This is a genomic window from Enterobacter sp. DNB-S2 (genome assembly GCF_019443845.1).
Taxonomy (GTDB): Bacteria; Pseudomonadota; Gammaproteobacteria; order Enterobacterales; family Enterobacteriaceae; genus Enterobacter; species Enterobacter asburiae_B.
The window spans coordinates 2,155,566-2,174,863 of sequence record NZ_CP050520.1; the positions used below are offsets into that span (position 1 = coordinate 2,155,566).

The window sequence follows — 19,298 nt, forward strand, 5'->3', positions numbered from 1 at the left end:
TCCGCATTGATTAATCACATTTATGCACTTCTTGCCGGGTGGCGCTGCGCTTACCCGGCCTACGATCTGCGCTCAAACGCCAGCGCTTTACGCTCGATCAGGCGCATCATCAGCGTCAACAGGCCGTTAACCACCAGGTAAACCACGCCTGCCGCGCCGAACACCATCACGTCATAGGTGCGCCCGTACAGCAGCTGTCCGTGACCCATCACCTCCATCAGGGTGATGGTGTAGGCCAGAGAGGTACTCTTGAACACCAGCACCACTTCGTTGGAGTAAGAGGAGAGCGCGCGCTTAAAGGCGTACGGCAGCAGGATCGCCAGCGTGTCTTTCTTGCTCATGCCCAGCGCTCCGCAGGACTGCCATTGTCCTTCCGGAATGGCGCGGATCGCGCCGTAGAACAGCTGGGTGGTATAGGCCGCACTGTTCAGCGAAAGGGCAATCAGGGCACACAGCCACGGTTCAGAAAGCAGATGCCAGATAACCGGATACTCCTGCAGCGACGGGAACTGGCCCGGGCCGTAGTAAATCAGGAAGATCTGCACCAGCAGCGGCGTACCGGTAAACAGGGTGATGTAGCCGCGCACAATCCACACCAGCACCGGCGTTTTCAGCGTCAGGATGATGGTGAAGATAAGGGCCAGGATCAGCGCCACGATAATGGACGCCACGGTCAGCGTCAGGCTGGTGTGCAGCCCTTTCATCAGCTCGGGGAAATATTCAAGCATCAGCCTGGTCTCCGTTCAAAGCGCGTCGCACGCAGGTCAATACGCTTGAGGATGTACTGACTGAGCAACGTGATCACCAGGTAGATAGCCGCCGCCACAATGTACCAGGTAAAAGGCTCCTGGGTACGGGTGGCGATGCTTTTGGTTTGCAGCATCAAATCGTTAACGCTGATCAGGCTCACCAGCGCGGTATCTTTCAGCAGCACCAGCCACTGGTTGCCGAGGCCCGGCAGGGCATGGCGCCACATCTGCGGCATGACCAGACGAAAGAAGATTGCTGATTTCGACAAGCCTAACGCCTGACCCGACTCCCATTGACCCTGCGGCACGGCTTTCAGCGCACCGCGCAGGGTTTGCGACGCGTACGCGGAGTAGAGCAGGGAGAGGGCAATCACGCCGCACAGGAACGGGCTGACGTCGAAGTTTTCAATCTGCATCTGCACCGGGATTTGCGCAAAGCCAAGATTGATCGTAAAACCGTCCGACAGCGTCAGCAGCAGCTGTGAGGAGCCGAAATAGATAAACAGGACCACCAGAATTTCCGGAAGCCCACGCAGCACGGTGACCAGCGCGGAGCCTGTCCAGGCGACGGGGAACCATTTCGCGGATTCCCACACCGCAAAGAACATCGCCAGCACGAGGCCGATAATCAGTGCGCAAACGGCAAGGCCGACGGTCATCCCGGCGGCGCTTGCTAAAGGAAAAATTTCATTCATCAGGAATTACTTCTGGAACCATTTTTTGTAGATGGTTTCGTAGGTGCCGTCTTTCTTCACTTTTTCCAGCGCAGCGTTGAATTTCTGCTGCAGCTCAGTGTTGCCCTGACGAACGGCAATCCCCAGACCGGTACCGAAGTAATCCTTATCGGTCACTTTGTCGCCCACTGGCGCCAGTTTATCGTTGGCTTTCAGCCACTCAGTTACGACCGCGGTATCACCAAATACGCCGTCGATACGGCCATTTTGCAGATCCAGCTTCGCGTTCTGGTAGCTGTCATACGGAACGGTAGTGATTTCCGGATGTTTATCCATGATGAATTTCTGGTGCGTGGTGCCGTTCTGCACGCCAACTTTTTTGCCTTTCAGCTGATCGACAGAGGTGAATTTCCCTTTCTGACCAATGAACAGGGCGGAGTTGTCGTAGTAAGGCGTAGAGAACAGAACCTGCTTTTCACGCTCCGGGGTGATGTCCATACCGGCCATCACGGCGTCGATACGGCGGAACTTCAGGCTTGGGATCAGGCTGTCGAACGCCTGGTTGCTGAAGGTACAGGTCGCGTCGATCTCTTTACACAGGGCGTTAGCCAGGTCCACGTCGAAGCCAACAATTTTGTTGTTCGCATCAATGGACTCAAACGGAGGGTAAGAGGCTTCCGTGGCGAAACGAATGGTCTGAGCTGCGGTAGCGGAAAGGGTAACGCCAGCAAGCAGCACGGCAAGTAATACTTTTTTCATTATATTTCCCCTGACACAATCAATGAGATAAATAGTTTTTGAAGGCATCGGTTTGCGGGTTCGCGAAGCAGCTCGCATCACCTTGCTCAACGATATACCCGTTTTCCATGTAGACCACACGGCTGGCGGTTTTACGCGCCACTTCCACTTCGTGGGTGACGATAACCTGAGTAATATTGGTTTCCGCCAGCTCGCGAATGATGCTGACGATCTGGGCGGTAATTTCCGGGTCCAGCGCCGCGGTCGGTTCATCAAACAGCAGTACCGCAGGCTCCATCATCAGCGCGCGGGCAATGGCTACGCGCTGCTGCTGACCACCGGAAAGGTGCAGCGGATAGCGGTCGCTGTAAGGCTTAAGGCGCAGACGATCCAGCAGCTTTTCAGCGCGCGCGATCGCCTGATCCTTGCTTAACCCCAGCACGCGGCACGGCGCTTCAATCAGGTTTTGCAGGACGGTCAGATGCGGCCAGAGATTGTATTGCTGGAAGACCATGCCGACGTTTTGACGCAGTTCGCGAATCGCTTTATCAGACGGCGTTTTAGCGAAGTCAAAATGGTTACCGGCAATTGCCAGCGTACCTGAACGGGGCATTTCAAGCAGATTAAGGACGCGCAGAAGGGAGCTTTTGCCTGCACCGCTTGGGCCAAGCAAAACCAGCGTTTCGCCTTCCGGGCAGTTCAGCGTGATGTCAAACAGCGCCTGGTGTGCGCCGTAGAAGCAGTTAATGCCGTTTAGTTTAATACTCATCGGGGCAGTCTTTACTCATCCAGGCAATCTATAGCAATTGAGGCCGCAGATAGTACCGTTGACAGAATAGTTATGCAATATTTATGCGTTAAAAGTTAAATATAACCCGTGTTTCCTCTTAAACATAGCACAAAATAGCGAACGGTAAGGTCGGCGAGTATAAATGTCGGCATTCCGCATGAAATGCCGCACATTTTACGGGGGTTACCGGGTTGTATCGGCGGGTTTAGCGATTCTCAATCGACTGGCGCAGCGTGCCTGCCGGGGCATGAACGCTGCCGCCAACGTAGCGCACGTCGTCTACCGCCCAGCACTGTCCTTCACGGATCATCAGCACTTCATCCTGCCAGGTTTGGGTTCCCTGCGTCAGCTTCACGCGCAGCGGAATATTACGGGCATCGGTATTTGGGATGGTTGACGCGCTGGCTACTTCGGCGCTGTCCGGCAGCGTGGTGCGGCTGGAGAACGGATCGGATTTCAGCAATGTGTTGTGCTGAGGATCGCGGGTGGCGTCGTTAAGCAGTTTTGCCAGACCGTCGCTCAGATACGGGCGCAGGCCGGTGAGATCGTTGCTGCGGTGCTGAATGCGATAATCATAGAACTGCTGCGCCACGGCGTCCGGGCCGCCCTCAATGCAGGGGCCGCTGCGGGTACCGATATCCTTAAAGGCTGGCGTGACCGTGGTGGTACAGGCGCTGAGCACCAGCGCGCAGGGCACCAAAAGTGTTAAAGCAGAATAGCGCATGTTGATTTCCTTATTTATTAACTATCCTTTCAATCATAGCGTAACGAACCGATAATGCTGTGCCTAAGGCATTGAACGCTAAAGAAGGAGAGAAACCATGCAGTTTTCAACAACGCCAACCCTGGAAGGGCAAACAATAACCGAGTATTGCGGTGTGGTTACCGGCGAAGCCATTCTCGGCGCCAATATTTTCCGCGACTTTTTCGCCGGTATCCGCGATATCGTTGGCGGCCGCTCGGGCGCATACGAAAAAGAGCTGCGTAAAGCGCGCGAAATCGCCTTTAAAGAGCTTGGCGAGCAGGCGGAAGCCCTCGGCGCTGATGCGGTAGTGGGGATTGATATCGACTACGAAACGGTCGGGAAAGATGCCAGCATGCTGATGGTGAGCGTAAGCGGTACGGCGGTGAAAACCCTCCGATGACGCGTTCGTTTGCCACGCTCCTGCTGGCGCTGTTGCTGGCAGGATGCGTCACGGAAAAAGGGATTATCGACAAAGGCGCCTACGAGCTGGACACGCGTCATCAGGCGCAGGCGGCTTACCCGCGCATCAAGGTGCTGGTGATCCACTACACCGCAGATGACTTTGACAGCTCGCTGGCCACGCTGACGGATAAGAACGTCAGCTCTCACTATTTGATCCCGGCTAAACCCCCGGCACCGGACGGTAAGCCCCGCATCTGGCAGCTGGTGCCTGAAAGCGAACTGGCCTGGCATGCGGGCATCAGCTTCTGGCGCGGCACCAACCGGATTAACGATACGTCTGTCGGCATTGAGCTGGAGAACCGCGGCTGGCAAAAAACGTCGGGCGTTAAGCATTTTACGCCGTTTGAGCCTGCGCAAATTGCGGCGCTGGTTCCGCTCGCCAAAGACATTATTGCCCGCTACAACATCAGACCTGAAAATGTGGTGGCCCATTCGGACATCGCCCCGCAGCGCAAAGACGATCCCGGCCCGCTGTTCCCGTGGCAGGCGCTCGCCATGCAGGGTATCGGGGCGTGGCCCGACCCGGCGCGGGTGGCGTTTTACCTGAACGGCAAGCCGCGCGACGAGCTCGTGGAGCCGAAGGTGCTGCTCGATCTGCTGTCGCGCTACGGCTATGAGGTGACCGATAACATGACGAACGCGCAGCAGAAGCGCGTTATCGTCGCGTTTCAGATGCATTTTCGCCCGGCGCGCTGGGACGGCGTGGCCGATCGCGAAACGCTGGCTACCGCGGAGGCGCTGCTGGAGCGCTACGGGCAGGGGTAATCCTTCGGGTTACCCGACTTCACCTTTATAGGGTCTTCTTTTGGACTGATTTTTTAATCACATTCACGTCGTAAATGTTTTATAGTTTCCTCAGTCGAAATTACTCGCAAACGTGGTTGACAATATATCAGCACGACAAATAAGAAATACGGATGTTCTAACGTCTTAGCTTTACTTTACATTTGTTAAATGGACTACGCGTTTATGCGCTGTGATTGCACACGTTCACCTTTTTCAATTTAATATTAATAGGTATAACAATGTTAAGTATCTACAGTAAAAATAGCCGTCCACAAGCAGAACTTGACGCCCTTATCGCGGCAACTGAAGGTTTTGAAGAAAGAACCTTACGCAAATGGCAGCGTATCAGTACCGATAACAACGAAGATATTCATTTTATCGTTAGCGGTGAAGTTGAATTCCGCCGCGAGTCGGATGAACTGTGTATGTTCACCTTACAGAATAAATGTATTTTTGGTCTCTCCTCTATTTATTACAACTCAACGCATATGTACGGCCTGGTTCGTGCCAACACCGTGGTGCGCACCATTAAAAAAGATGATTTTGTCCGTCTGATAAGCGAAAAAAACCTGTGGGAAGCCTTGAGTAAAGTCCTCTCCTGGTACGTTTGCCTGCTCAGCAAGCGTGACGAAGTGCTGGTGGCTCGCAGCGCGTACTCGATTGTTCGCGAGTTCTTGCTGGAAATTAACGAACTGATTGTGCACCATCAGCGCGATATCAATATTTATGACTATATTCAGGAATATACCAGCCTGGCCCGCAGTACCATTATTAAAATCCTAGCCGACCTGAAGAAAGGTAATTATATTCAGGTTGAGAAAGGCCGCCTTATGTATTTATCAGTATTGCCAGAGAAATATTAATCGCTATTTACCTCCTTTTTAACTGAAAGGAGGGCTATGTTTCATTACATTATTTGCCTGCGTTCCTGCCGTGGATTCATCTACAGGAGGCGCGGGCATTTTCCCTTGCGAATAATCTTTTTCCTGCTCTTTTAACGCCTTCATCAATAATGCCTTGATCGCCCCGTCATCAACTGTCTGACCGGTATTATCCCGTTCGGGGATAGCAGAATGGCTCACTTCTGTCCCTGGCAATGTATCCCGGGAAAGATTATTCGGCATTTCACCGTCGGGCGCCTGCTGCCAGTCGGCATCGCCGCTATCAATGGGCATCTCCTGCAGCGGCGGCATCTCTTTTGTTACCGGTTCTGGCTTTGGTTCAGGCTGCGGGAACGGTTTACTGACATAGACATAATGCATATCCGATAGCGTCGTTTCTGGCTTAACGGCGCTCGCTTTTATTGGCTCAGGTGCCGGATGGCGCAGATCCCAGTAGAGATGAGCGTAGAGTCCCGCAGCGATCGTCATCACTATTCCCACCACCCAGAGCAGGGTGGCGCAGACCGCTTTTTTCAGCGAGGGGCGCCGGTAAGAAAACCAGACCGGTGCGTTCAGGGTATAGCTGCGCTGGGCAGCCAGAGTAATCGTCGACATTATGAATGTTTCTCCTGCGCGGTGGGGGTCGCAGATATATTTGCGGACTGAATAAGTACGCTTGGCGTAGTCCTGGTTTCACGCATTAACTGCATCAATGTATCTTCACCCGGAATCCCGTCCACGTGCAGATGCATTTTCTGCTGAAACTCGCGGGTACGTTGCATCAGTTCGGCCGTCCACGCCTTTGTATGGGTTTCAGGTAGATTCAGCGCCAGGCTAAGCTGCTGATCCATCCAGCCCAGATCTTTGGCGCTGCTTTCGGCGCTCACGGCATCTTTCCCCTGCGGCGTAAGGCGGTGCAATTGGGTGTAATTGCCGGTTGCATGCTGGTTAAACCAGCTGCGGCTCACCTGCCAGGTGCGATTATTCATCAGCAGATCCAGCGAGTTATCATCTACTCTGGCCACCACGGCATAGTTCAGGTGATCGCCAGTTTTGATCTCGCCGATCCACGGGTAACCCTCTTTTGCCAGCTCTTCGACCGGAGCGCTGCCCTCCTTACACATCAGGTTGACCTGCCCGGCGTTCTGGCAGAGCGCCTCTTCCATCGTGGCGTCATAACCCCACATGGTATAGAGCTGATGCATCGCATCGGGCTTATTCACCACTTCATTATCGATAACCGGCACCGCTGGGGCGTCGGTTTTTGGTGCCTGCGGTTTCCAGCTGGCCATCACGGGCAGCTGTACCGGCAGTCTGGCGGTAATGGTGGGCATCAATGTCCAGCCGCAGGCGGCAAACAGTACGGAGGCAAAAAGGCCCATAACGGCAAGGCGTTTGCCCTTAGGTTTCGCCGGCAGAACTTCTCCTGCGGCGAGGCGCAGATGGCGCGGCGATACCTGCGCCGAACGCTCGGTCCAGGCGGCTAGCATCGCAAGGTGCGCCAGCTCGTTGAGTTTGCCTGTCTGTCCTTTGGTCAGAACATGCATCCTGCGCATGCGGGCCCGGGTGAACGGCGTCGCGTCGCTGCCATGCGCTTCACACTGGGCCTGAATATAGCTCAGGGACTCGCGGCAGGTGGGGGGCCGGAGCGTGTGATGCGTATGAAGATATTCACGCAACCCGCACTGCTGGAGGGCGGCTTCCTGGTCGGCCGATCCCATCAGCACAACCGACAGAGGCACATCCAGCTCCTGCGCGCGGGTTAACAGCATGGACAGTGCCTCATGGCAATTCGCTTTCATTGACTGAATATGCGAAATGACCAGCACTTTACGCGTGGTTTTGCGGGACAACATCTCGTCCTGCCACTGACGCAGCACGGCATCAATAGCCTGGATCCGGGTTTTGCTCTCTTTAGTGGTGGCGTTGAGTTTATAGAGCAGGCCGCTGGCGCTGAGTTTTGGGAAGGCGTTAATGGCAAGCAGCGTGCCGTCATGCTTTTTCAGCGCATCGCAAAACTGCGACACGAGATAGCTGTCGTCGCTAAAGAGCGCAGTGACGCCTGTTGTCTGGCACTTCTCTTTCAGCAAACCGAACACATCCTGATGATACGGAACAAAAAAATCACCTGACATCCGGGTGATAGCCCGGAAAGGCTGGGTAGTGAAATTAAAATGGCGCATATACATAGCGTATTACCGTCTCTTTGATTCATAGCAAGGAGCCGGAAAAGTAAAGGATATAGGCGAAAGGAGCAATTTGAATACAGGATAAAAATATTCTGTCTGGACCTCTATCATAGGTTTATTTAACGATCAATCTTTTTCTAAATTATTGTTAGCGGCAGTGTGAATGGGCGGGGGCGAGGAAACACATTAGTATTTACGCCACTTACTCATACAGCCCTGTGCTGTGAATTACTGACTGGCAGAAAGGCTCGTTAAAAAATGCGGATGTCATTTGTTACTCTATTGATTATGCCCTGCGTCATGTTTGTGCTGCTTATATTCTGCGGCCAGCAAGGGTATATGGTTTATAAAGATTATAAAAAAGTGACGAACAGGTTGTCTGATTCAAAAAAGACTATGCAAAAAAAAAGTCACGATGAAACCCAGTTTGTGCTTTTTACGCCGGCGGTGATGCCAGCGAAACAGCCAGCGGCGGTGAAAAAGCCGCTCAGTGCGGAAATCGAAGGTATTCTCAGCAGCGATGAAGCCTGGCTGTCCTTTGCGGTGATAAAAACTCCCGCAGGACAAAAGAGCTATCGCGAGGGCGAAATGCTCGCCGGTTTTGACAATGCCTATATTGCCGAAATTCATCCTGATAATGTGGTGGTGAATTATGAAGGCGCGCCGCAGGTTATTTCACTTAAAAAACCGGACTATTTCAAAGGCGGCGTTGACAGCGCCCCGGTAACCAAATCGAAGAAAGATGCAGGGTTAGATAATCTGCATCTGGATGATTATCTGGTGTTAAAACCAATAATCGAAAAAGGCCAGCTGGAAGGCTACAACATTAATCCACGCAATGCGTCGCCTTTCTACAGCCATGCTGGCCTGGAAAAAGGTGATGTGGTGGTAAAAGTTGACGATGTGGATATGACTAAAGAGGCGCAGGCAAAAGAGCTCGTTGCCCGCTGGTCAAAAATGAAAGAAGCGGATGTCGTTATCTGGCGTCACGCTCACCTTGAAAATATTCGGGTCAATGTTCTTAACAATTAATAAGTGTACAGACATGAAGAAATTTCCATGGGCGTGCGTAGCGCTGACCGCATTGTCGTTATATTCAGGTTCGCTGTTCGCGGCGAACTTTAGCGCCAGTTTTAAAAATACCGATGTCCGCGAATTTATCGATACCGTCGGGCGTAACCTCAATAAAACCATTCTGGTCGATCCTTCCGTTCAGGGAACGGTGTCGGTTCGCACCTACAACGTACTGACGGAAGATGAATATTACCAGTTCTTCCTGAGCGTGCTGGATCTCTATGGTCTGTCGGTGATTCCGATGGATAACGGGATGGTGAAAGTCGTGCGCTCCTCGGTAGCGCGCATGTCGGGCGCACCCATTGCCGACAGCAAAAACCCAGGCAAAGGCGACGAAGTCATCACCCGCGTGGTGCGGATGGAGAACGTTCCGGTACGTGAGCTGGCCCCCCTGTTGCGTCAGCTGAACGACGCCTCCGGCATCGGCAACGTGGTCCATTTTGAACCGTCAAACGTGCTGCTGTTAACCGGCAAAGCCTCGGTGGTTAACCGCCTGGTGGATCTGGTGCAGCGTGTGGACCAAAGCGGCGTCCAGCGCCGTGAAATCGTGCCACTGCGTTTTGCCTCGGCCAAAGAGCTTTCTGACATGTTGAACAACCTCAACAATGAAGAGCAGAAAGGGCAAAACGCCCCGCAGCTGGCGACCAAAGTGGTCGCCGACGATGAAACCAACAGCCTTGTGATCAGCGGCAGCCCGGACGCGCGTCAGCGCACCCGGACGCTGATCTCCCAGCTCGATCGCGAGCAGAACAACGAGGGCAACACCCGCGTCTTCTACCTGAAATACGCCAACGCCAGCAAAGTGGTGCCGGTGCTGACGGGGATCGGCGAGCAATTGAAGGATAAAGCGGGCGGTGGCAAGAGCAAAGCCGCGCCGATGGCAGGCGATCTGAATATTTCCGCCGACGAGTCTACCAATTCGCTGGTGATCACCGCCCAGCCAAACGTCATGAATTCACTGGAAAAAGTGATCGACAAGCTGGATATCCGCCGTCCGCAGGTGCTGGTGGAGGCGATCATCGCCGAAGTTCAGGACGGTAACGGTCTGGATCTGGGCGTGCAGTGGACCAGTAAACACGGTGGGGTTCAGTTTGGTTCGACCGGCCTGCCGATCAGCCAGATCAAGAAGTCAAAAGTCATTGGCAGCTATACGGGCCTGGCGACCGGTTTCTTTAACGGCGACTTTGGCGCGCTGATGACGGCGCTGTCCACTAACGGCAAAAACGACATTCTGTCGACGCCGAGCGTGGTGACGCTGGATAACAAAGAGGCGTCGTTCAACGTCGGTCAGGACGTTCCGGTCCTCTCCGGTTCGCAGACCACCAGCGGCGATAACGTCTTTAACTCGGTGGAACGTAAAACCGTCGGTACGAAGCTGAAAATCGTACCGCAGATCAACGATGGCGACATGATCCATCTGAAGATCGAGCAGGAGGTTTCCAGCGTGGATAACACCTCGACGGCCGATGCCAGCCTGGGCCCAACGTTCAACACCCGCACCATCAACAACGAAGTGATGGTCCACAGCGGGCAGACGGTGGTGCTGGGTGGGTTGATGGAAAACGTCACCAAACAGTCGGTCTCGAAAGTGCCGTTGTTGGGCGATATTCCGGTTGTGGGTCAGCTGTTCCGCTATACCTCCCAGGACAGCGCCAAACGTAACCTGATGGTGTTTATCCACACCACCGTACTGCGCGACGACGACAACTACGGCGCGGCGTCGAAAGAAAAATATGAGCAGATCCAGGCGCGTCAGCAGCAGCGTATGGAAGAGCACAAGCTGGGCATCGTAGAGAATGCGGATTCACCGATGCTGCCAGTCTATCCGTCCCAGAGCCATGCCGCGCCGGTGAGCGCCAGTGCGCCGGTGTCGTCCCGCAACCCGTTTAAAGAGTAAGGCGCAAGCGACATGACCGAGATGAGTAATGCGCTCTGTACCAGCACCTGGGCGAAAGAGAACGGGGTCCTGTTCTATAACGATGAGGTTTATATCCGCGAGGATGCGCAGGCGTATGCCCTGCTGGAGATGCGCCGCGTGCTGGGGCGCTCCTATGCCCCGACGATCCTGACGGCGGAAGCGTTTGACGAACTGCTGACCAACATCTGGCAGCAGAACAGCGGCGTCTCGCAGCAGCTGGTGGACGACATGGACGCCGATATTGACCTGATGGCGTTAACCGAGGAGATCCCTGACAACGAAGATCTGCTCGATAACGACGAGAACTCGCCGGTGATCCGCCTGATCAACGCCATTATGGGCGAAGCGGTGAAAGAGGGGGCCTCCGATATTCATATCGAGACCTTCGAGCGCACCCTGAGCATTCGTTTTCGCGTTGACGGCGTGCTGCGTCCGGTGCTGCAGCCGGCGCGCAAGCTCGCGCCGCTGCTGGTGTCGCGTATCAAAGTGATGTCCAAACTGGACATCGCCGAAAAACGCCTTCCCCAGGACGGTCGTATCTCGCTGCGCATTGGTCGTAAGGCCATTGACGTGCGCGTCTCCACTATCCCGTCTCAGTACGGCGAACGCGTGGTGATGCGTCTGCTGGACAAAAGCAACCTTAAGCCGGACATCAACAAGCTCGGTCTGATTGACGAAGAGCTGGTGAAGTTAAAGGGACTGATTGAACGTCCGCACGGCATCATCCTGGTGACCGGCCCGACCGGTTCGGGGAAAAGTACCACCCTGTACGCGCTGCTGTCGGCGCTTAACGGCCATGAACGCAACATTCTGACCGTGGAAGATCCGATCGAGTATGAACTGGAAGGGGTAGGGCAGACCCAGGTCAACCCGCGCGTGGACATGACCTTTGCGCGCGGACTGCGCGCCATTCTGCGCCAGGACCCGGACGTGGTGATGATCGGGGAAATTCGTGACGGGGAAACCGCGCAAATCGCGGTACAGGCCTCGCTCACCGGTCACCTGGTGATGTCCACGCTGCACACCAACAGCGCCGCGGGCGCTATTACCCGTCTGCGTGATATGGGGCTGGAGTCATTTTTAATCGGTTCGTCGCTGCTTGGCGTCATTGCCCAGCGTCTGGTGCGTCGGCTGTGTCCGCACTGTCGCACGACCAGTCCGCTGGATGACAATGAGAAAGCGCTGTTCACCTTTATGGAAACGCCGCCGAAAGCGATTTATCGCGCCGTGGGCTGTGAACAGTGTCGCCAGAGCGGCTACCAGGGACGCGCAGGCATCCATGAATTTCTGGTGGTCGACAGCGCCATGCGCCGTGCGATCCATGAAGACAAAGATGAGATGTCCATCGAAACGCAGCTTTTCAAAGAGGCCTACAGCCTGCGTGAAAACGGTCTGCTGAAGGTGATCTCCGGCGTGACCTCGCTGGAAGAGGTGATGCGCGTCACCGCCGAGCGCGGGGGGGATGCGTAATGGCCTGGTATGCGTGGTCCGCGACGGACGCTGCGGGGAAAACTCAGCGCGGCACCCTTCAGGCCGAAGGGCCAAAGCAGGTGCGCCAGATGCTGCGCGAACAGAAGCTGATGCCAGTGAACATTGCGCCGACCAGCGATCCGGCGGCGGGAAAAAACGCCCGTAAAGGGGCAAAACTGTCGATTCCGGTGCTGTCGATGTTTACCCGACAGCTCGCGACGCTGGTCAATGCCGCGCTGCCGCTGGAGAGTGCGCTGAAGGCGATTGCGAAGCAGACGGAAGATAAAACCCTGGCGGCGATGGTGACCGAGATCCGCGACAAGATTGTAGAAGGTCACACGCTGTTCGACGCCTTCAGCCAGTTTCCGCGCAGCTTCGACAAGCTCTACTGCACCCTGGTAATGGCCGGTGAAAAGACCGGTCATCTCGGTGGCGTGCTGGAAAAGCTCGCCGAGTACAACGAGCAGCGCCAGAAGATGAAAAGCAAGCTCACCCAGGCGATGGTCTACCCCATTACCCTGACGGTGGTGGCGATCGCGGTGATCTCCATTCTGCTGGTCGCCGTGGTGCCGCAGGTCATCGACCAGTTCACCCACATGAAACAAGAGCTGCCGGTAACCACCCGCACGCTGATTGCGGTGAGCGATTTTTTACAGGCCTGGGGCATCGTTATCGCCAGCGGCCTGTTCGGGGCGTCGGCGAGCTTTAAATTTTGGATAAAAGTAGAAAAGAACCGGTTTGTTTACCATCGGTGGCTGTTGCTAAAGTCACCGCTGAAAAAACTGGTCTGCGCCATCAACAGCGCGCGCTACATCCGTACGCTGAGTATTTTGCAGGCCAGCAGCGTTCCGCTGCTGGAAGGGATGTACATCGCGATGGACGGGATTGAAAACCTCTATGCCCGGCAGGTGCTTGAGCAGGCGGCGGACACCGTGCGCCAGGGGGCATCCCTCTACAACGCGCTGGAACAGGCGAGAATTTTTCCACCCACCATGCTCTACATGGTGGCCTCCGGGGAGGAGAGCGGCGAGCTGGGCTCGCTGATGGATCGTGCGGCGGAAAACCAGGAATCTGCATTACAGCATCGAATTACGTTAACGCTGTCGGTATTTGAACCGGCACTGGTAGTAACTATGGCGACCGTTGTTTTATTTATCGTTCTTTCAATATTACAACCGCTTCTTCAACTTAATAATATGGTGGGTTAATCATGTCTTTGAAAAAAAATAGCCTGAAGCGTCAGGCGGGGTTCACGCTGCTCGAATTAATGGTAGTTATCGTTATTCTCGGTGTGCTGGCCAGTATGGTTGTGCCTAATTTAATGGGCAATAAAGAAAAAGCCGATATTCAGAAAGCGACCAGCGATATTGTGGCGCTGGAAGGTTCGCTGGATATGTACAAACTCGACAACCATCGCTATCCGACCACCGAGCAGGGGTTGCAGGCGCTGGTGACCAAACCTGAAATTGCGCCTGTTCCGAAAGGCTACCGTGACGATGGCTATATTCGTCGCCTGCCGCAGGACCCATGGGGCAATGACTATATTCTGGTCAGCCCGGGCGAGCATGGCGCTGTCGATATTTTCTCAGCCGGTCCGGATGCAGAAGCTAATACTGCCGACGATATCAGCAACTGGTCTTTTGATAAAAAAGCTAAGTAATGAATAAGCAACGTGGATTTACCCTGCTGGAAATTATCGTGGCGCTGGTGATATTCGCCCTGAGCGCCATGATGGTGGTCACCACCATTCCATCACGCAGCGGCGCAGATACATTTGGTCAGCAGCTAAAATCCCTCGTTGAATATGGTTCTGACCGTGCGGTAATGGACGGAAATATTGTCGGGCTGGTGATGACCTCGTCAGAATTTGAACTGGTGACGCAGGTTGTAAATAACGGCGAGCGCCACTGGGCACCGTTAAAGTCGGGGCGGATCGCCACACGCGGCGAGTTTCCTGAGGAGATGCATGTCTCCCTCTCATCGCGAACGCTGGCGGCCACGCTGGACGATGAACCGCAAATCATTTTTTTGCCGGACGGCGAGCTTAGCCGCTTCACGCTCAGCCTCGAAAGCCTGGATAAAAAGCAGCGCTTTCACGTGACGTCACAGGGCTCTGTTCCCGTGGTGGTGGAAAACGATGACTAAACGCAAAACCAAAGAGCAGGGGATGACCCTGCTGGAAGTGATGGTGGCGCTGGTGATTTTCTCCACCGCGGCGCTGGCGCTGATGAACTCCGTCACCCTTAACGTGCGCTTTACCCACAGCCTGTCGGAAACGCTGCAGGCCGGATGGGTGGCGGAAAATCAACTGGCGCAAGCGCAGCTGGCTCAGACCGACTTCCCGGACGCCGAGCAGGTGGGTACCGAAACCATGGGCGGACAAACCTGGACCTGGCATATCCAGCGGGTGAAAACCGCCGAAAATACCTTTGCCGATGAGGTACGGGTTTACAGCGAAGCAAGCGATGCGCAACCGGTGGTGGCGCTTCAGCTCGCCGAACCGGAGGTGGATCGTGAGTAAGGTGCAGCGTCAGCAGGGCTTTACCCTGCTGGAAATTATGATTGCGCTGGCCATCTTCGCGGTGATCAGCATTCTCGCCTGGCAAACGCTCGACGGCGCGATGCGCACCTCGACGGCCAGCGACGAGGCTGCGACAAAAGTGACGGCGCTTCAGCGCACGTACAACCTCCTCTCGCGTGACTTTTATCAGCAACAGGCGCGCGCGCCGCGCAACAGCGGCGAGGTGTTCGTCCAGCAGCAGAATGGTGTGGAAATGACAACCCTGAACGGCATCAGCGGCCAGGTGCAGCTGGAGCGGGTTAGCTGGACGTTAAAGGACAAGCGCCTGTGGCGCAACGTCTGGGCTGCTATCGACGGTCCCGCCAGCGCGCAGCCGGAAGAAGTGCCGATTCTGAGCGATGTGAAAGAGATGAAATGGCGCTTCTGGCACGAAGGTTGGCAGGAAAAATGGACCGACATCGCCCATCAGCCTGATGGCGTTGAGCTGAATCTGACCATGGAAAACGGCGAAACCTGGCGCTGGGTTTTTCTCACTCCCGGCGATATGCCTGAGATCCAGACCGCGCCAAAAGAGACGAATGCGGACCCGGCGCAGCCGGCAGCGGAGCATGCGGCCCAGCCCGTAACAACCCCGCAGCCCGATACGGCAGCCGATCCAGGAGTGAGTTCATGAGCGGCAAAACAGCGCGAAAAGAGCGTGGCGTGGCGCTGCTGGTGGTGCTGATCCTGCTGGTGATGATGTCCGCCCTGGCGGCGAAAATCAGTCAGCAGTTCTGCCGCCACCTGCAAAAAACGCATTATCAGGTCAGCCAGCAGACGCTGCGCTGGGCCATTGCCCGTCAACAGAAGGTACTGGAAAACGTGTTGCAGAAAGCGGCCAGTTCAGAAGGGGCGGGGCTGTCGCCGCAAGGTGACTGGGCACAGCCGCTGAAAACCCACGGGGATAATTACACCGTGGTGAGTCAGGTGGAGGATGCCCGGACCTGCTTTAACGTCAATAGTCTGCTGGGCGGGGACGCGGCGCCAGCGGCCCCGGCCGACCCAACTGCGCTGCCGGAAAAACCGGTCAAAGAGCAGATTATCGAACAGCTGCTGGCTGAAAGTGGCGTCGGTACGCTGGCGGCAGAAGAGATTTACCAGCAGCTGGTGGATTATCTTGACGCCGACGACGTGACGGCGAAACAGGGCCAGGAGGTCGACGCCTGGGCGAGCGTGACGCCCGCCCGCGGTCCGGCGAATCAAATGATGCGCACCATCAACGAAATCAGACTGCTGCCCGCCTTTCCGCAGGCAGCGTGGCCGAAGGTCGGCAAGCTGCTGTGCGCCTTGCCGGATACGGATGGCACCATAAATGTCAATACCTTAACACGCGAACAGGCGCCGCTGCTGGCGGCGGTTTTTACCGGCGTGCTAAACACGGACGACGCTGCCCGCCTGATCGATTCACGCCCGGAGGAGGGGTGGGCGTCGCTGGAGGCATTCAGCAAAGTGCTGGAGAGCAACTATCCGCAGACCAAAGATATCCTGGCGCAGATTCAGGACAGGGTTGCGGTCATCAGTCGCTATTTTCGGGTGGAAACCACCGGCAATACCGATGATTTAACGCTGCGCGTCGTCAGCCAGCTTCACGTTGACAGTGAGGCTGGCAAGGTCGTGACCTGGCAACGCCGCTACCGAATGGTTGAATAAGATAAGTAGATGATAATGAAAAAGGTGCTTTTTATTCGTCCCGACACCCGTGAGGACGGCAAAATCTGGTGGTGTGAATCCGGTAACGATCGGGTGGAATATCTGACGGGCTGGAGCGCACTGAGCGAACTTTCCTGCCACCCGCTTTCTCAGCAGGTGTGCCTGCTGCTGCCGGCGAGCGAGACGATCTTTCGTCATTTTACCCTGCCGAAAAAAGGACTTTCCGCCCAGACGGCGCAGTTCTCGTGGATGGCGGAAGAGACGCTGCTCGGCGAGGTAGATACGCTGCACTGGACGGTGCTGAACAAAAAGGGGCCGGAGGTGGATGCCGTGGCCATCGAGGCTGAACGTCTGCGCCACTGGCTGGAGCTGTTCGCTCAGGCGGGGCTCACGGTGGCCCAGGCGCTGCCGGATGCCTGGCTGCTGCCGGTGAGCGAAGGGGGCACGACGCTGGTGAGCCTGGAGGAGAGCTACTGGCTGCGTTTTTCCCCCGGCAGCGCTGGCGAAGCCGATACGGTCCTGCTGCCGCTGCTGTTGAGTAAATGCCGGGCGGGTGAGGTGTGCTGCTACGGCGATGCGCCGCAGGAGGTACAGGTGGATGAACGGCTGGCGTGGCAGCATCCGCTGGTGCTGATCCAGCCCCAGTGGCAGGGCTGTCGTATCAACATGCTGCACGGGGAGTTTTCCGGGCGCAGCGCCAGCGGTCCGCGTTTTCGCCATGCGAAAACGGCCCTCGCGGCGGCGGCGCTGCTTTGCGTCGGCCTGCTGATCGGCCCCCGCGTTGGTATGGCGTGGATGCTCACGCATCAGCAAAACGAGATCCACCGGGAGATGACCACCGTAGCGCAGCACTATTTCCCGACCCTGCGCCAGACCAGCAACCTGAAATACTACGTTGGGCAAAATATCAGCAAGGCGAAGAAAGGGATCTTCCTGCAGCTCGAAGCGCTGAATCAAATCAGGCAGTCATTGCCGTCGCTGGAGATCAATAACGTGGAATATGACGAAAAGCAAAATCAGCTGACGCTGAATGTGAAATCCATGGATAAACAGACCCTGCAGGATTTTGTCGCCCGCAGCGCCGAAACCTTTGAATTTACGATGCAGCCGATTTCCGGCGAGGCACCTTATACCGCCATTATTACCGGGAGCTATAAATGAAAACGCAAATAGCCCAGTTAAAAAACCGCTGGCAACATTACAGTCCACGCGAGCGTAATTTATTTAAACTCTGCGGCGGGGCACTCTGCTGCGCGATGGTTTATTACGGCGCGATGATGCCGCTCGATACTCTCATCAAAAATAACGAGGCCGTGTTATTTAAGCAGAAGCAGACGCTGAACTGGATGCGCCAGGAAATTGATAAAAACCATCTCCAGTCCAGAATCGTCAATACCCCGAACCCGCGCAGCATGGTGGAAGAAAGTGCCAAAGTCGTGCACGTCGCGTTGACAAGCGTGCGTCAGGAAGAGCAGTCGCTGACCTTTGATGTCGAGCGCGTCAGCGTTTCTGCCCTGCAAAACTGGCTGCGTGAGATGAACGTCTCTTCCGGTATCCATCTGGAGAAACTCGCGTTGACGCCGGTGGATCGTCAGAGTGACGTGAAAGCGCACATTACGCTGAGCTGGGCGAAAAGCGCATGAGCCCACTAATGCTGTTGCAGCAGGCGAATCTGCCGGGTCTGTGCGTCATGAGCGGAGCGCTGGGCGCGATCCTCGGCAGTTTCCTCGGCGTAGTGGCGGAGCGTATTCCGCCGCTGGTAATGGAAGAAGAGGGGGGAGGCAATCTGCTGTTTCCCGCCTCTCACTGCCCGGAATGCAACCACGCCCTGAGCGCGTGGGAAAATATTCCCATCATTAGCTGGTGTGCGCTGCGCGGCCGCTGCCGCCACTGCCATAGCGCGATTCCGCTGCGACTGCTGCTGGTGGAAGTCTGTAGCGCTCTCTTCTTTGCCGCCAGCGCCGCGCTGGCGCCGTCGTTTTTGGCGCTGATCGCGCTGTGGGTGATGTGGAGTCTGCTGCTGCCGCTGGTGGTGATCGACGCGCGCCATATGCTGCTGCCGGACTGTCTGACCCAGCCGCTGCTGTGGACGGGGCTGATGTTCCATGCCCTGTTCCGTACGCTACCGCTGACCGATGCTATCTATGGCGCGGTGGCGGGATATCTGTCGCTCTGGCTGGTTTACTGGGCATTCCGCCTGCTGACCGGCCGGGAAGGATTAGGCTATGGTGATTTTAAGCTGCTGGCGGCGCTGGGCGCCTGGTGCGGCTGGCAAGCGTTGCCCTCTATTGTGCTGATCGCGGCGCTGGGGGGCATTATCATGCATTGCCTGTTAAAGCCCTTTGAGAATAAAAATAACCTTATTTCCTTTGGTCCATATATTGCATTTTCCGGGCTGGCTGTATTTATCGCGCAAATCCCATACCTCATCTTTTAAATAATGCAGTCAAGTTTTTTTTGAAATTTTTTCATCGGGGGAATGAAAGGCGAAAATAAATTCCCCGCTGTATTCTTCTCTACGCAATAAAACATTTGTCGAAGGTTTTATTAGTGGAGGAAGGTACAACGCAATAATAAGCAGGTCTTTCGCGAACCAGAAACGTTCACGATTA

At 55.5% G+C, this 19,298-nt stretch carries 22 protein-coding genes; 15 read left to right on the forward strand and 7 right to left on the reverse strand.

The genetic code is table 11. The annotated features are described in order from the left end of the window. Positions 1-59: 59 nt before the first annotated feature. The 5 genes from artM to HB664_RS10215 all read right to left on the reverse strand — a co-directional run bounded on the left by artM (position 60) and on the right by HB664_RS10215 (position 3,675). Positions 60-728 (reverse strand): arginine ABC transporter permease ArtM, encoded by a 669-nt coding sequence (gene artM / locus HB664_RS10195; protein ID WP_033145048.1) that lies wholly within the window; start codon positions 726-728, stop codon positions 60-62. Then, positions 728-1,444 (reverse strand): arginine ABC transporter permease ArtQ, encoded by a 717-nt coding sequence (artQ, locus tag HB664_RS10200; RefSeq protein ID WP_023310941.1) that lies wholly within the window; start codon positions 1,442-1,444, stop codon positions 728-730. The genes artM and artQ overlap by 1 nt, the downstream gene beginning before the upstream one ends. 6 nt (positions 1,445-1,450) lie before the next feature. After that, positions 1,451-2,182, reverse strand: a complete 732-nt coding sequence (artI, locus tag HB664_RS10205) for an arginine ABC transporter substrate-binding protein ArtI (protein ID WP_033145049.1) — start codon at positions 2,180-2,182, stop codon at positions 1,451-1,453. 19 nt (positions 2,183-2,201) lie between these two features. Beyond that, positions 2,202-2,930, reverse strand: coding sequence for an arginine ABC transporter ATP-binding protein ArtP (gene artP / locus HB664_RS10210; protein WP_023310942.1), 729 nt, complete (start codon positions 2,928-2,930; stop codon positions 2,202-2,204). A gap of 226 nt (positions 2,931-3,156) precedes the next feature. Then, on the reverse strand, positions 3,157-3,675 hold the full coding sequence (locus HB664_RS10215) for a lipoprotein (protein WP_045403666.1): 519 nt from the start codon (positions 3,673-3,675) through the stop codon (positions 3,157-3,159). Between the two features lie 97 nt (positions 3,676-3,772). Between HB664_RS10215 and HB664_RS10220 the strand changes: the two genes are divergently transcribed. From HB664_RS10220 to HB664_RS10230, 3 genes are all read left to right on the forward strand, one after another. Next, the gene (locus tag HB664_RS10220) at positions 3,773-4,096 is read left to right on the forward strand and encodes a heavy metal-binding domain-containing protein (RefSeq protein WP_023310944.1); all 324 of its coding nucleotides are present in this window, start codon (positions 3,773-3,775) and stop codon (positions 4,094-4,096) included. Next, positions 4,093-4,923, forward strand: a complete 831-nt coding sequence (locus HB664_RS10225; RefSeq protein WP_094934325.1) for an N-acetylmuramoyl-L-alanine amidase — start codon at positions 4,093-4,095, stop codon at positions 4,921-4,923. The genes HB664_RS10220 and HB664_RS10225 overlap by 4 nt, the downstream gene beginning before the upstream one ends. A 260-nt stretch (positions 4,924-5,183) precedes the next feature. Further along, positions 5,184-5,807 carry a helix-turn-helix domain-containing protein gene (locus tag HB664_RS10230; protein ID WP_033145052.1) on the forward strand — a complete coding sequence of 208 codons (624 nt, stop codon included), beginning with the start codon at positions 5,184-5,186 and terminating at the stop codon, positions 5,805-5,807. Between the two features lie 18 nt (positions 5,808-5,825). On the opposite strand, the gene HB664_RS10235 is transcribed toward HB664_RS10230, so the two are convergent. Together HB664_RS10235 and HB664_RS10240 are read right to left on the reverse strand one after the other, a co-directional pair. Next, positions 5,826-6,440, reverse strand: coding sequence for a hypothetical protein (locus HB664_RS10235; RefSeq protein WP_094934324.1), 615 nt, complete (start codon positions 6,438-6,440; stop codon positions 5,826-5,828). Then, positions 6,440-8,014, reverse strand: coding sequence for an ExeA family protein (locus HB664_RS10240; RefSeq protein WP_219940747.1), 1,575 nt, complete (start codon positions 8,012-8,014; stop codon positions 6,440-6,442). The genes HB664_RS10235 and HB664_RS10240 overlap by 1 nt, the downstream gene beginning before the upstream one ends. 300 nt (positions 8,015-8,314) lie before the next feature. On the opposite strand from HB664_RS10240, the gene gspC reads away from it, so the two are divergent. Genes gspC through HB664_RS10300 form a run of 12 tightly spaced genes read left to right on the forward strand, consistent with a single transcriptional unit; the run spans position 8,315 to position 19,123 of the window. Then, positions 8,315-9,046 (forward strand): type II secretion system protein GspC, encoded by a 732-nt coding sequence (gene gspC, locus HB664_RS10245; protein ID WP_219940818.1) that lies wholly within the window; start codon positions 8,315-8,317, stop codon positions 9,044-9,046. Positions 9,047-9,059: 13 nt separating this feature from the next. Further along, positions 9,060-10,985: a type II secretion system secretin GspD gene (gspD, locus tag HB664_RS10250; protein ID WP_112778088.1), complete on the forward strand. Its 1,926-nt coding sequence runs from the start codon at positions 9,060-9,062 to the stop codon at positions 10,983-10,985. A gap of 12 nt (positions 10,986-10,997) precedes the next feature. Beyond that, positions 10,998-12,476: a type II secretion system ATPase GspE gene (gene gspE, locus HB664_RS10255; RefSeq protein WP_023310951.1), complete on the forward strand. Its 1,479-nt coding sequence runs from the start codon at positions 10,998-11,000 to the stop codon at positions 12,474-12,476. Beyond that, positions 12,476-13,684 carry a type II secretion system inner membrane protein GspF gene (gspF, locus tag HB664_RS10260; RefSeq protein WP_039261514.1) on the forward strand — a complete coding sequence of 403 codons (1,209 nt, stop codon included), beginning with the start codon at positions 12,476-12,478 and terminating at the stop codon, positions 13,682-13,684. The genes gspE and gspF overlap by 1 nt, the downstream gene beginning before the upstream one ends. Before the next feature lie 2 nt (positions 13,685-13,686). Continuing rightward, positions 13,687-14,136, forward strand: a complete 450-nt coding sequence (gene gspG, locus HB664_RS10265; protein WP_072210895.1) for a type II secretion system major pseudopilin GspG — start codon at positions 13,687-13,689, stop codon at positions 14,134-14,136. Then, the gene (gspH, locus tag HB664_RS10270; RefSeq protein WP_023310954.1) at positions 14,136-14,621 is read left to right on the forward strand and encodes a type II secretion system minor pseudopilin GspH; all 486 of its coding nucleotides are present in this window, start codon (positions 14,136-14,138) and stop codon (positions 14,619-14,621) included. Before gspG ends, gspH begins: the two co-directional genes overlap by 1 nt. Next, positions 14,614-14,997, forward strand: coding sequence for a type II secretion system minor pseudopilin GspI (gene gspI / locus HB664_RS10275; RefSeq protein ID WP_023310955.1), 384 nt, complete (start codon positions 14,614-14,616; stop codon positions 14,995-14,997). Before gspH ends, gspI begins: the two co-directional genes overlap by 8 nt. Further along, positions 14,990-15,670, forward strand: a complete 681-nt coding sequence (gspJ, locus tag HB664_RS10280; protein WP_039261518.1) for a type II secretion system minor pseudopilin GspJ — start codon at positions 14,990-14,992, stop codon at positions 15,668-15,670. Before gspI ends, gspJ begins: the two co-directional genes overlap by 8 nt. Beyond that, positions 15,667-16,686 (forward strand): type II secretion system minor pseudopilin GspK, encoded by a 1,020-nt coding sequence (gene gspK / locus HB664_RS10285; protein ID WP_039261521.1) that lies wholly within the window; start codon positions 15,667-15,669, stop codon positions 16,684-16,686. Before gspJ ends, gspK begins: the two co-directional genes overlap by 4 nt. 15 nt (positions 16,687-16,701) lie before the next feature. Further along, on the forward strand, positions 16,702-17,847 hold the full coding sequence (gspL, locus tag HB664_RS10290; protein WP_039262120.1) for a type II secretion system protein GspL: 1,146 nt from the start codon (positions 16,702-16,704) through the stop codon (positions 17,845-17,847). Beyond that, positions 17,844-18,329 (forward strand): type II secretion system protein GspM, encoded by a 486-nt coding sequence (gspM, locus tag HB664_RS10295; protein WP_219940748.1) that lies wholly within the window; start codon positions 17,844-17,846, stop codon positions 18,327-18,329. The genes gspL and gspM overlap by 4 nt, the downstream gene beginning before the upstream one ends. Beyond that, on the forward strand, positions 18,326-19,123 hold the full coding sequence (locus HB664_RS10300) for an A24 family peptidase (protein WP_219940749.1): 798 nt from the start codon (positions 18,326-18,328) through the stop codon (positions 19,121-19,123). Before gspM ends, HB664_RS10300 begins: the two co-directional genes overlap by 4 nt. The last annotated feature ends 175 nt before the right edge of the window (positions 19,124-19,298 follow it).